General features: G+C 56.7%; 13 protein-coding genes. 10 read left to right on the top strand and 3 right to left on the bottom strand.

What is annotated here, in order from left to right:
* Positions 1-16 precede the first annotated feature (16 nt).
* From GOX73_RS04955 to lexA, 6 genes are all read left to right on the top strand, one after another.
* Positions 17-598 (top strand): aminodeoxychorismate/anthranilate synthase component II, encoded by a 582-nt coding sequence (locus GOX73_RS04955; RefSeq protein ID WP_171124879.1) that lies wholly within the window; start codon positions 17-19, stop codon positions 596-598.
* Positions 595-1,614, top strand: a complete 1,020-nt coding sequence (trpD, locus tag GOX73_RS04960; RefSeq protein WP_171124877.1) for an anthranilate phosphoribosyltransferase — start codon at positions 595-597, stop codon at positions 1,612-1,614. Before GOX73_RS04955 ends, trpD begins: the two co-directional genes overlap by 4 nt.
* Positions 1,611-2,423 carry an indole-3-glycerol phosphate synthase TrpC gene (gene trpC, locus GOX73_RS04965; protein ID WP_171124875.1) on the top strand — a complete coding sequence of 271 codons (813 nt, stop codon included), beginning with the start codon at positions 1,611-1,613 and terminating at the stop codon, positions 2,421-2,423. The genes trpD and trpC overlap by 4 nt, the downstream gene beginning before the upstream one ends.
* Positions 2,423-2,893: a cyclic pyranopterin monophosphate synthase MoaC gene (gene moaC / locus GOX73_RS04970; protein WP_171124873.1), complete on the top strand. Its 471-nt coding sequence runs from the start codon at positions 2,423-2,425 to the stop codon at positions 2,891-2,893. Before trpC ends, moaC begins: the two co-directional genes overlap by 1 nt.
* Positions 2,893-4,065 carry a gephyrin-like molybdotransferase Glp gene (gene glp / locus GOX73_RS04975; protein ID WP_171124871.1) on the top strand — a complete coding sequence of 391 codons (1,173 nt, stop codon included), beginning with the start codon at positions 2,893-2,895 and terminating at the stop codon, positions 4,063-4,065. The genes moaC and glp overlap by 1 nt, the downstream gene beginning before the upstream one ends.
* Positions 4,066-4,143: 78 nt before the next feature.
* Positions 4,144-4,842: a transcriptional repressor LexA gene (lexA, locus tag GOX73_RS04980; protein ID WP_171124869.1), complete on the top strand. Its 699-nt coding sequence runs from the start codon at positions 4,144-4,146 to the stop codon at positions 4,840-4,842.
* Here lexA and GOX73_RS21000 read toward each other — a convergent pair.
* Both GOX73_RS21000 and GOX73_RS04985 read right to left on the bottom strand, forming a co-directional pair.
* On the bottom strand, positions 4,836-5,438 hold the full coding sequence (locus tag GOX73_RS21000) for a hypothetical protein (protein WP_371808568.1): 603 nt from the start codon (positions 5,436-5,438) through the stop codon (positions 4,836-4,838). The genes lexA and GOX73_RS21000 overlap by 7 nt on opposite strands.
* A 9-nt stretch (positions 5,439-5,447) precedes the next feature.
* Positions 5,448-6,875, bottom strand: coding sequence for a ComEC/Rec2 family competence protein (locus GOX73_RS04985; RefSeq protein ID WP_371808569.1), 1,428 nt, complete (start codon positions 6,873-6,875; stop codon positions 5,448-5,450).
* A 78-nt stretch (positions 6,876-6,953) separates the two neighbouring features.
* Here GOX73_RS04985 and gltX point away from each other — a divergent pair, with 78 nt between their 5' ends.
* Together gltX and gltA are read left to right on the top strand one after the other, a co-directional pair.
* Positions 6,954-8,354, top strand: a complete 1,401-nt coding sequence (gltX, locus tag GOX73_RS04990; protein WP_171125311.1) for a glutamate--tRNA ligase — start codon at positions 6,954-6,956, stop codon at positions 8,352-8,354.
* A 121-nt stretch (positions 8,355-8,475) separates the two neighbouring features.
* Positions 8,476-9,771, top strand: a complete 1,296-nt coding sequence (gene gltA / locus GOX73_RS04995; protein ID WP_171124867.1) for a citrate synthase — start codon at positions 8,476-8,478, stop codon at positions 9,769-9,771.
* Positions 9,772-9,824: 53 nt separating this feature from the next.
* Here the strand turns inward: gltA and GOX73_RS05000 are convergent, their stop codons facing one another.
* On the bottom strand, positions 9,825-10,889 hold the full coding sequence (locus GOX73_RS05000) for a PA0069 family radical SAM protein (RefSeq protein WP_171124865.1): 1,065 nt from the start codon (positions 10,887-10,889) through the stop codon (positions 9,825-9,827).
* 297 nt (positions 10,890-11,186) lie between these two features.
* Here GOX73_RS05000 and GOX73_RS05005 point away from each other — a divergent pair, with 297 nt between their 5' ends.
* Entirely contained in the window at positions 11,187-11,885 is a 699-nt protein-coding gene (locus tag GOX73_RS05005; RefSeq protein WP_171121556.1) for a B12-binding domain-containing protein, read from the top strand.
* A gap of 153 nt (positions 11,886-12,038) precedes the next feature.
* Positions 12,039-13,073, top strand: coding sequence for a Hint domain-containing protein (locus tag GOX73_RS05010; RefSeq protein ID WP_171124863.1), 1,035 nt, complete (start codon positions 12,039-12,041; stop codon positions 13,071-13,073).
* Positions 13,074-13,123: the final 50 nt, after the last annotated feature.

Here is a 13,123-nt window from a genome sequence, read left to right on the forward strand (position 1 = left end):
CGAGACAAGTGCCCAAATGCTGCTGCTCATCGACAACTATGACTCGTTCACCTACAACCTCGTCCATTATTTAGGCGAGCTTGGCGCTGAAATGGTCATTCGCCGAAACGACGCACTGAACGTGCAGGAAGCGATGGCCATGAACCCGGCCGGTATCCTTCTTAGCCCCGGACCGTGTGATCCCGATCAGGCCGGAATTTGCCTTGCCCTGACCGAAGCGGCGGCTGAAACCGGAACACCTCTGTTGGGGGTTTGCCTTGGGCATCAAACAATCGGGCAGGCGTTTGGGGGAAACGTTGTTCGCTGTCATGAAATCGTACATGGCAAGATGGGCACAATGCACCACACGGGCAAAGGCCTGTTTGCGGGTCTGCCCTCGCCTTTTGAAGCAACGCGGTATCATTCCCTGATCGTAGAGCGGGAAACACTACCCGATTGCCTTGAGGTCACCGCCGAATTGGAAGATGGCACTATCATGGGTCTACAACACAAAAAACTGCCGATCCACGGGGTTCAGTTCCACCCCGAATCCATCGCTTCCGAGCACGGCCATGCCATGCTCAAGAATTTCCTGACTGAAATGAAAGTCCCTGCATGAGCGACGCTCTTAAACCGCTGATCGGTGCTGCGGCGGACCGACCCTTGTCCCGCACCGAAGCAGAACAAGCCTTTGGCATTCTATTTGACGGTGCAGCCACTCCAAGCCAGATCGGTGGGCTGCTAATGGCCATGCGTACACGGGGTGAAACCGTTGAGGAATACGCGGCAGCCGCCGCTGTGATGCGCGCAAAATGCAATGCCGTCAAAGCCCCGGCGGGCGCCATGGATATCGTTGGAACCGGGGGTGACGGCAAAGGGACGCTGAACATATCGACCGCGACTGCGTTTGTCGTCGCAGGTGCCGGTGTCACGGTCGCCAAGCACGGCAACCGCAATCTCAGTTCAAAGTCTGGCGCGGCCGATGCGCTTGGGCAACTGGGCATCAACGTTATGGTCGGTCCACAAACCGTTGAAAAGGCTTTGGAAGAGGCCGGTATTGGTTTCATGATGGCCCCGATGCATCATCCCGCAATCGCGCATGTCATGCCCACCCGTCAAGAGCTGGGAACTCGGACGATATTCAACATTCTGGGGCCGCTGACCAATCCTGCAGGGGTCAAACGGCAACTGACCGGTGCTTTCAGCCGCGAATTGATCCGCCCCATGGCCGAAACTCTGGGTTTGTTGGGATCAGAGCACGCCTGGTTGGTCCATGGCTCTGACGGAACCGATGAACTGACCATAACCGGCGTGAGCTGGGTTGCCTCAGTAGAAGACGGCGTAATCAAAGAAGTTGAGCTTCATCCCGAAGATGCCGGACTACCGGTTCATCCTTTCGAAGATATTATCGGCGGCACCCCCGAAGAAAACGCCGTCGCTTTTCGTGCCCTTCTGGGCGGTGCGCCGTCAGCCTATCGTGACGCGGTATTGCTGAACGCCGCCGCTGCGCTGGTTGTGGCGGATGCGGCTGGCGACTTGAAGGAAGGCGTTGCCAAAGCTGCCGAAAGCATCGACAGCGGGCGCGCCAAAGAAAAAATAGCGGTACTGGCCCGCATCACTCAGGAGGCCGCATGACCGAGACGGTACTGGACAAGATCAAGGCTTACAAGCTTGAGGAAGTTGCTTCAGATAAGACGCACAAGTCACTGGAAACATTAGAGAGTGAAGCCAAGTCCGCCCCGGAAGTTCGCGGTTTTGCGAAAGCACTCCAAACCGCGGCGCGTCAGGGCTATGGGTTGATTGCAGAAGTCAAGAAAGCCAGCCCGTCCAAGGGCTTGATCCGTGCTGATTTTAACCCGCCTCTACTTGCGCAAGCCTATGAGGAAGGCGGTGCAGCTTGCCTTTCTGTTCTAACAGACACACCCAGCTTTCAAGGTGCCAAAGAATACCTGACCCAAGCGCGTGAGGCTTGTGGGTTACCCGCGCTACGCAAAGACTTCATGTATGATCCATATCAGGTCGTCGAAGCCCGTGCTTTGGGCGCAGACTGTATCCTGATCATAATGGCCTCGGTCGAGGACGAACAAGCCGCCGAGCTTGAGCAGACAGCTTTTGATTGGGACATGGACGTTTTGATCGAAGTTCACGATGAAACCGAGTTGGAGCGCGCAACAAAACTTAAAAGCCCGCTGATTGGAATAAACAACCGCAATCTCAAGACGTTCGAAACCACACTTGATACGACAAGACGCCTGTCCAAGCTGGTACCGGCGGATCGGACGATCGTGTGTGAGAGTGGCCTCAGCAACCCGGAAGACCTAGCGGATATCGCCCGCTATGGTGCGCGCAGTTTCCTGATTGGTGAAAGCCTGATGCGACAAGACGACGTTGCGCTTGCCACGCGCACCCTGTTGGCGAACCCACTGATACCCGGAGTGATGTGATGCCTTTGACGCATTTTGATGCCCAGGGTCAGGCCCATATGGTTGACGTCTCGGACAAGGCTGTAACCGACCGCGTTGCCGTTGCCGCAGGACACATCCAGATGGCGCAGGAAACCTTTGATTTAATATCCGAAGGTCGCGCAAAAAAAGGGGATGTGCTTGGTATCGCTCGATTGGCGGGGATTATGGGGGCGAAGAAAACGCCAGACCTAATTCCTTTGTGCCATCCCTTGCCGGTGACGAAGGTAGCCGTTGAACTGACGTTAGACCCCGATCTACCCGGAGTTCAAATTGAGGCCACCGTAAAAACATCCGGGCAAACCGGAGTGGAGATGGAGGCGCTTACGGCGGTTTCTACCGCCGCGCTGACGGTGTACGACATGACCAAAGCCGTGGACAAGGCGATGGAGATTGGCGGCATTCGTGTCATCTTAAAAGACGGCGGTAAATCAGGACGTTATGAGGCGTGATGATTACGGTTGAAGACGCGCGAGCACTGCTTTTCGATCTGGTCGAACAACAGCCCATCGAAACGGTTCCGCTGGCTCAGGCCGCTGGACGTGTGTTGGCGCAGGATATCGCCGCAACGCGGGATCAGCCGCCCTTTGCGGCCTCATCCATGGATGGATATGCGGTCAAATCGTCCGAAGTGGAACCGCACGCGATGTTCAAGATCGTGGGGGAATCCGCTGCCGGACGCCGGTACGAGGGCCAAGTCGGTGCCGGACAAGCCGTGCGCATCTTTACCGGCGCACCGGTTCCAGAAGGTGCTGATTTCGTTGTAATTCAAGAAGATACGGAGCGCCGTGAAGATCTTCTTACGATCACCGACAATCCCGGCGCCAAGGATAACATCCGCCCGTCTGGCGTGGACTTCAAAGCTGGCACCAAGATCACGTCGCCTCGGCTTTTGCGACCCGAAGACCTTGCGCTGATGGCCGCCATGAATGTCGCAGTGGTCCCGGTTGCGCGCAAACCGTCGGTTGCGCTGATTTCGACCGGAGACGAGCTGGTTATGCCGGGTGAGGTTCCTGGACCGGATCAGATCATCGCGTCAAATACCTTTGGCCTCAAGGCGTTGCTCGAAAAAGCTGGGGCGGATGTTAGAATCCTTCCCATTGCGCGCGATACGATTTCTTCGCTGGAGGCCGCTTTTGGCCTCGCACAGGGGGCTGACCTAGTTGTCACCATTGGTGGGGCATCGGTTGGGGATTATGATTTGGTTTCAGAGGCCTCTACCGGATTGGGTATGGAGGGGTCTTTTTACAAAATCCGAATGCGACCCGGGAAACCTCTGATGGCTGGCCGGTTGGGGGACAAACCAATGGTTGGACTTCCGGGGAATCCTGTCAGTGCAATGGTTTGCGGGTATTTGTTCCTAGCTCCCATGGTCTTCCGCATGTTGGGGATTGAACAGGCTGTACCCTCCTTCCGCAACGCTGCGCTGACAGCTCCATTAACAGAGAACGGCCCGCGCGAGCATTACATGCGGGCGGTTCTGGACGAAACCGGCATCCGGGCTTGTGATAATCAGGACAGTTCGCTGCTTAGTGTTTTGGCCCATGCAAACGCATTATTGGTCCGCGACCCCAATGATCCGGCACGCGCTGCCGGAGAGATAGTCAGGTACCTGCCAATCTGAACGGCGCGCAAATCCATTGACACAAAACGTGAACATGCGTAGAACAAAATAAAACGCATGACCGACGAGGTGTGAGCAATGCTGACCAAGAAGCAGTTGGATTTGTTGGAATTCATCCACAAACGCGTGCAAGCGGATGGTGTTCCCCCCAGTTTTGACGAGATGAAGGCCGCATTGGACCTCAGATCCAAGTCAGGCATCCATCGACTGATTACCGCGCTTGAAGAACGCGGGTTTATTCGTCGATTGGCGCATCGCGCTCGTGCGATCGAAATCGTCAAGCTACCGGAAAGTCTTGGCGGTGAGCCAACGGTTGCTTTCAAACCCCGCGTGATTGAGGGCGACAAACCTCAAGGCCCGAGACCAGCGAATTTTGAACCGGTGACGGTCGACGCCATGGAACTGCCCGTAATGGGACGTATCGCCGCCGGTGTGCCGATCGAAGCGATCAGCCATGTGTCGCATCGCGTTGCTGTCCCCGGCAGCATGGTGTCCGGCAAAGGCGAACATTATGCGCTGGAGGTGCGTGGCGATTCGATGATCGACGCGGGCATCAATGATGGCGACGTCGTTGTGATCAAAGAAACCTCTGTCGCGGATAATGGTGATATCGTTGTGGCCCTTGTTGAAGATCAGGAGGCGACTTTGAAGCGGTTCTACCGCCGTGGTCACGCCATCGCACTGGAGGCCGCCAACCCCGCCTATGAAACCCGCGTCCTGCCCGAAGAAAAGGTCAAGGTTCAAGGTCGGCTGGTTGGTTTGATCCGCAGCTACTGATCGAACTTGTGGTCCTTGTCCTCAAATGGGGACCACAGTCTGTTGCCAATTTCATCTCTACTGGTTCTGAACGTGTTGCCGTGGAGCGCAAGGCTCCCGGTATTCGAAAGGCGCTGAGGGTCAAATATCTGGCAGTTGCCCGGCAGGTCCATAGAAACAGCGGATATGATGATCTGATGCTCGGCACACTCGTCAAACGCGCGCGCGGCGCGTTTGCCGGTGATATGGATCAGCTCTTTGCCACGCCACAAATGGCGTTGAACCAAGTTTGACCCCTGAGGCCAGCGATCTGCCGATTGAATCTGATCCACGCCATCCCCGTCGTTCTCTAACCAGACCGTAGCGACAAAACCGCTGCCTTTCCTTTTGCTCACCGCCCTGCCCTTGTCCGTCATGACGCCAACAAGACCTCCGGATTCCGCGACCAGGACTTCGGGGCGATCACCCTGCCCCCAAAGAAGGAACGCGGCCAGGACCACCACCCCACCGATCCACCGCGCGGACCCAAGCCATAGCGCTAGCCACAATGCGCCCAATGCGAACATCGGCAACACATGGAAGGGCGGGCTGACCACGTGACTTTGCGCGCCATCCAATCCGGATACCTAATCCGATACTGTCAGAATCCATTCAAGCCCAAGGCCCATTACACCCAAAGCCACCCCCTCAAGACCAAAGGGGGCGAGCAAGGCGGCGACCACCGCCGACGGAACCACTACGGTTCCCATCACGGGAACAGACAGCATGTTGGCCAACAATCCATAGTGCGACAAACTGTTGAAATGCGCAGCGCCAATAGGAGCCGTCGCCAACCCGGCAATGGCAGACGACAAAAGTAAGCCAATTACAGGCTTGAACCATTTCGGGCCTGGCAAAGGGCCATAGTCACGCAATTCACCAAACACCGCGACCAAGGCCGTTGTTGCTGCGAAGGACATCTGAAAACCCGGACTCAGCAGAGTTTCCGGCCGTAAACACAGGACAATAAGGGCCGCAACCGCAACTGCGCGCAGAGAAATCGCGCGGCGGTCGATCAGAACGGCGACCAGCATGACACTTGCCATGATGAAGGCGCGTTCGGTGGCGACATTTCCGCCAGACAGCATCAGATAGATGACAGCCGCAAGCAATGCGCACAGCGCCGCCAATTTACGGACCGGCCACCTGAGGGCAATCACGGGCAACGCCGACAGCGCGATCCGGCAGGCAACAAATACAAATCCGGTCAAAAGCCCCATGTGCAGGCCAGAAATCGCAAGAAGATGGGCAAGGTTGGACGCGCGCAGGGTTGTCAGCGTTTCTTGCCCCATGCCGCTGCGGTCGCCAGTGGTCACAGCGGCCGCGAACCCTCCGACCTCACCCGGTAGTTTCGTTCGAACATGGTTGGATATCACCATGCGCCATGCGGTAATACGCAGTCCAGTTTCGTTAGCAGCGGAAGCCGTCAGAACAGGAACACGGGTATACCCAACAGCCCCGAGCCCCTGAAACCACGCGTGACGGCGAAAATCGAAGCCGCCCGGTTCAACCGGGCCTTGCGGAGGACATAGGTGACCTGTGGTCATGATCCTTTGCCCCGGCGACACTGATACATCCGTGCCGTGCAGAGACAGGCGAACCCGCAGGGGGCGCAAGGCCTCCGGCACATCATTCAGCCGCACTTGATCAAGTGTCACCCTGAGCGCGTCAGAGGCGGAACGATCAATTGCGACCACGCGCCCTTCGATCGGACCATAGTACCGCCATCCAAGAACCGGTTCCGCAACAGAGTGCGCCCGCGCACCTGCCAGAACAAATCCAGCCGCGACAAGCATACCGCCAATCGCCAAGGACACCCAGACCGAACGCCAGTGTCTGACAGCCCACGCACCCACAGCGATGACGCCCAATAGGGCTCCATAAACGTGCCATCCCGGTTCAAGCCTGAGCGAGAAATACAGCGCAATGCCAATGGCAAGACACACTGGAGACCACTGGAACAAATGGCCCGTCTGGTTCAGCAATGCCGCCTCGACCCGTGCCAGAACACGCATGGTTGCCCCCGTCCCTCCGGCTCGTTAGACAGGCGCCAAACTATGCCCGACACGGTTACCAAAAGGTTAATCCACACAATGTCCGATCAGGTCGTCACTCGTTTCGCTCCTTCACCCACTGGCTTCTTGCACATCGGCGGCGCTCGTACTGCGCTGTTCAACTGGCTTTATGCTCGTGGACGTGGTGGTAAGTTCCTGCTGCGGATCGAAGACACTGACCGCGAACGCTCGACCCCCGAGGCGACAGCGGCAATCTTGCAAGGCATGGCATGGCTGGGGCTGGATCATGATGGCGACGTGATCAGCCAATTCGAAGGTGCCGACCGCCACGCCGAGGTTGCCCGTCAATTGCTGGCCGAGGGTAAGGCTTACAAATGTTTTTCGACCCAGGATGAGATTGCAGCGTTCCGTGAACAGGCCCGCGCCGAGGGCACGTCCACCTTGTTCCGCAGCCCATGGCGCGACGCGGATCCTGCGACCCACCCGGACGCGCCCTTTGTGATCCGCATCAAGGCCCCGCAAGACGGTGCAACCGTGATCCGCGATCAGGTGCAGGGGGACGTGACCATCCGCAACGATCACTTGGACGACATGATCCTGCTGCGCTCGGATGGGACGCCGGTCTATATGTTGGCCGTGGTGGTGGACGATCACGACATGGGCGTCACCCATGTGATCCGGGGCGACGACCACCTGAACAACGCCGCGCGCCAGATGATGATTTACGAGGCGATGGGATGGGACGTACCGGTCTGGGCCCACATCCCCCTGATCCACGGACCTGACGGCAAGAAGCTGTCCAAACGCCACGGCGCATTGGGTGCGCAGGAATATCAAGCCATGGGTTATCCTGCTGCCGGGATGCGCAATTACCTCGCGCGGCTGGGTTGGAGCCATGGGGATGACGAGTTCTTTACCGACGAACAGGCCAAAGAGTGGTTTGATCTTGACGGAATCGGCAAAAGCCCGGCCCGTTTCGATCTGAAAAAGCTCGAGAACCTGTGCGGCCAACACATAGCCGTTGCAGATGATGCTGCATTGCGGCAAGAGATCGAAGCCTATCTTGCCGCGGCTGGATTGCCTGCTCTCAGCGACACACAATCCAGTGATCTACAACGTGCGATGTATTGCCTCAAGGATCGAGCCCGAACCTTTCCTGAACTCCTTGAAAAAGCGCAATTTGTATTGGCATCCCGCCCCATTCAACCAGATGAGAAAGCCCAAAAAGCCCTTAACTTTGTATCCGATGGTATACTGAATGAATTGACGCCGCAGTTGCAAAATGTTAGCTGGTCGCGAAACGAACTGGAGGATGCCCTGAATTCCTTTGCGGAAGCGAATGGGCTGAAGTTCGGCAAGCTGGCTGGACCCTTGCGGGCGGCATTGGCGGGTCGGGCTGTGACACCTTCGGTCTTTGACATGATGCTTGTGTTGGGGCGAGAAGAAACCCTTGCACGGCTTTCTGATGCAGCAAGTTAAACCAAAGCTTCACATTTGGGTAACGCTGCTCCGCTAACACCCGGACTGCGCGTCTGCGCGCATCCGTTGCCCGTAAGTTCGGACAGCGATCCGACTTGCGCATGAATGAGGAAGAGACACTATGACCGACAGCAATAAATCAGCCACTCTGACAGTCCATGGTGAAACGTACGAGTTGCCGGTTCATTCGCCGACCGCCGGTCCTGACGTAATCGACATCCGCAAACTGTATGGGCAGGCGGGTGTGTTCACGTATGACCCCGGTTTCACCTCAACCGCGAGCTGCGACAGTACCATCACCTATATTGACGGTGAAAAGGGTGAACTGCTGCACCGCGGCTATCCGATCGACCAGTTGGCTGGCAAATCTCACTTCCTCGAGGTGTGCTACCTGCTGCTGTACGGAGAACTGCCGACAGCACCCGTTCTTGAAAAGTTCGAGACCACGATCACCCGCCACACTATGCTGCACGAGCAGATGCAGTACTTCTACCGTGGCTTCCGCCGTGACGCGCACCCGATGGCGATCATGGTCGGCGTGGTTGGTGCGATGTCCGCCTTCTATCACGACTCGACCGATATCTCGGACCCGCATCAGCGCGAGGTCGCCTCGCACCGCCTGATCGCCAAGATGCCGACGATTGCGGCGTGGGCATTCAAGTATCACACCGGTCAGCCCTTCGTGTATCCGCGCAACGATCTGGACTATGCGTCGAACTTCCTGCGCATGTGTTTCAGCGTTCCGGCGGAAGAATATGAGGTCAACCCGATCCTCAGCCGTGCTATGGATCGTATTTTCACCCTGCACGCGGACCACGAACAGAACGCCTCGACCTCGACCGTGCGCTTGGCCTCGTCCTCGGGTGCGAACCCGTTCGCCTGTATCGCGGCCGGCATCGCATGTTTGTGGGGTCCGGCCCATGGTGGTGCGAACCAGGCCTGTCTGGAAATGCTGGAAGAGATCGGCAGCGTTGATCGAATCCCCGAATTTATCGCCCGCGCGAAGGACAAGAACGACCCGTTCCGTCTGATGGGCTTTGGCCACCGGGTTTACAAGAACTTCGACCCCCGTGCGAAAGTGATGAAGCAGTCGGCGGACGAAGTGCTGGACCTCTTGGGCATCGAGGACAACCCGAAGCTGCAGGTCGCCAAAGCGCTGGAAAAACAGGCTCTGGAAGATCCGTATTTCGCCGAGAAGAAACTGTTCCCGAACGTCGACTTCTACTCGGGCATCATCCTCGAGGCGATGGGCTTCCCGACGTCGATGTTCACCCCGATCTTTGCCTTGTCGCGCACCGTTGGCTGGGTCAGCCAGTGGAAAGAGATGATCGCGGATCCGCAGAACAAGATCGGCCGTCCGCGTCAGTTGTATTTGGGTGAAACCAACCGCGACTATGTGGATATCGAAAACCGCTGATTTGCCAGACTAAAACAAACCGCCCCGGATCAGAACTCCGGGGCGGTTTTGATTCAGAACAGGCAAAGTTGATCTCCGGCCTGCGCTGGTTTGGAAAACAAATCACATCGCAGGGACGGAGTTCGCATCGCAAGACCCAACCGTTTGACGGCCAAGGCGAATCTTTTTGCGATCACCCCTGCGTATTCCCCCTCTCCGCGCATCCGGTGCCCCCAACGCGGATCATAATCCCGCCCCCCGTGCATCTCGCGGAGTTTTGACATGATCTTTTCGGCGCGGGCCGGTTCGTGTTGCTTCAACCAGTCCTGCCACAAGCCCGATACTTCGCGCGGCAACCGCAGCATGATCCAGCTTGCGGAGTCTGCACCTGCATCTCGCCCGTCTTCCAGCAGGGCCTCCAACTCGTGATCTGTTAGCCCCGGGATCAAGGGCGACGTCATGACGCGCACCGGCACCCCTGCCCCAGTCAACCTTCGAATAACGGCTAGACGACGCTGGGGTGATGGCGCGCGTGGCTCCATCCTTCGAGACAGGTCAGCGTCCAAGGTGGTCAATGAAATCCCGACCCTCACCAACCCGTCCTGCGCCATTTCTGACAGTATGTCCAAATCCCGCTCGATCAGAGTGCCCTTGGTCACAATTCCGATGGGATGCCGAAACTCCTGCAGAACTGTCAAACAAGATCTGGTGATTGATAGGTCACGCTCAATAGGTTGATATGGATCGGTGTTTGTTCCCAACGCAATTGGCGCGACCTTATAACCACGCGCCGACAGCTCTTTTCTGAGGACCGCCGCCGCGTTGGGTCGCGCTACCAAACGGGTTTCAAAATCCAATCCCGGGGAAAGGCCAAGATAGGCGTGGCTTGGACGCGCAAAGCAATAGACACACCCATGTTCACATCCCCGATAGGGATTAATGGAACGGTCAAATGGCAAGTCGGGCGATCGGTTATAGTTTATCACGCTGCGCGCAACCTCTTGGCGAACCTCGGTCCGAAGAACAGGAAGATCGTCCTCCGCATCCCACCCATCGTCAAAAGATTCGGTCTCATACCTCTCAAACCGGCCTGCGGAATTTGACAGGGTTCCCCGGGCCTTGATGTTGTGCGAAACCATGATGTTTCCCTTTTGTTCTCACTTATGCATACGCCCGTTCTGCGTCTGCGGCAAGCATTTCGGAAGTTTCGTTGGGAATTGAGCATCCGGACAAAGACCCGCGTACCGCCACCTTTTCTGAACGAAATGCAGGATGTTCATGCAGAAAATGACGTCGAGTTGATCAATAATTTGCCGTATAGGTCGGTCCCGGAACCGCCAAGGTCGCAATCGTCACAGTCGAACTGCGGCGAAATGGCCAAAACGGAAAAAATGCCACCACGGGCGCAATGCCCGAACAGCTCAGGGAAACGCCCCATGTCCGATGAAGAAGACATCGTCCTGTCCGAACTAAATGACGACGAACTGGTCGAACAGATGTTCGACGATCTTTATGACGGCCTGAAAGAAGAAATCGAAGAAGGTGTGAACATCCTGCTGGAGCGCGGATGGACCCCCTATGACATCCTGACCAAAGCCCTGGTCGGTGGTATGACTATCGTTGGCCATGACTTCCGCGACGGCATCCTGTTCGTGCCGGAGGTTCTGCTGGCCGCAAATGCAATGAAGGGTGGCATGGCCATCCTGAAACCGCTGTTGGCTGAAACCGGTGCACCGCGCGTTGGTAAGATGGTTATCGGCACCGTGAAAGGCGACATCCATGACATCGGCAAGAACCTTGTTTCGATGATGATGGAAGGCGCTGGCTTCGATGTTGTGGATATCGGCATCAACAACCCGGTCGAAAACTACCTCGAAGCGCTGGAATCCGAGAAACCCGACATTCTGGGCATGTCCGCCCTGCTGACCACGACCATGCCCTACATGAAGGTTGTGATCGACACTATGGTCGAACAAGGCCTGCGCGAAGAGTATATTGTTCTGGTCGGTGGCGCACCGCTGAACGAAGAGTTCGGCAAAGCGATTGGGGCCGATGGCTACTGCCGCGATGCGGCTGTGGCCGTGGAAATGGCCAAGGACTTCGTTTCTCGCAAACACAATCAACTCGCCGGTTGACAATAGTGACACAGATTTGAACGAGACCGCCCAACCCGGGCGGTCTTTTTGTTGGACGCCTTGAAAAAAACTTCATTATTTTAGAGTTTGGTTTCGTGATGCCGAGCATTGCGATTTAAGCTCGATAAGTGACCGGTTTTTATGAGGTAGTTTATGCCTACGACGTTCAATGTGCTTTTCCTCGGAACGCTTCCGATCATCGACCCGACCGAGGGCAACAACACTGTTGAAAACGCGGGTGCGCTTGTCGGCCAGACCTTTGGTGGCCAAGGCGACCCCCTGTTCGAGGAAGCCGCTGTCTGGAGCCCGGTGGGAAATCCTGGCGGCACCTATGAAAACAACGCAAATGTCGACACCGACTCTTTCTCGATTGATGGCAACACGGCCCAATTCGATGCGGCGGTCGCGTATAACGCTACAATTACCTATGTCGACGGAACTACGGCGAACATAACTGCCGTAGTGGCGCAGGATGATGCTGGAAATACCTATCTGGTGCCGGAATTTTCAGCCAACGCAGATCAGGCCGCGCTAGAGGATCAGGGCATCCGCTCCGTAACCTTCGACAGTATTAACACCGATACAGCCAGCGGTCTGAACTCTAACCGCCAAGAGTGGGATATTGCTACGTGCATTACCACCGGCACCCTGATTGAAACAGAAAACGGAACTGTCGCGGTTGAAGACCTTCGGATCGGCGACAGGATTAAAACACTGGATCACGGATTGCAGACGTTGCGCTGGGTCGGTCGCCGAACCGTTCGCGCCACCGGGGCATTCGCGCCCGTTCTTTTCAAGGCTGGAGCATTTGGAAACAGCAGGGATTTGCTGGTTTCCCAACAGCACAGAATGCTGATCGACACCTGGCAGGTTGAATTGAACACCGGAATTTCCGAGGCGCTGGCGCCCGCAACCCAATTGGTGAACGGCAATGACATCGTGCTGCAAGCAGGCGGCCTTATTACCTACTATCACCTGATGTTTGATCAACACGAACTGGTCTGGGCCGAGGGGTGTTTGACCGAAAGCTTTCATCCGGGCATCCAAGCCTGGAATAGTTTGACCGACGCGACACGGACCGAGATTCTGAACCTGTTCCCGACACTGGCAGATCAAGGAATTACCGCATACGGTCCCCCTGCCCGTCCGTCGCTGCAGCACTTCGAGACGCAAGCGTCGGTCGCTTAGCGCGGGATGTCGTAAGCAGGCTTGTCTTCACCCCGATTTCGGCCTTTGAT

The organism is Ruegeria sp. HKCCD7221 (genome assembly GCF_013031225.1).
GTDB lineage: Bacteria > Pseudomonadota > Alphaproteobacteria > Rhodobacterales > Rhodobacteraceae > Ruegeria.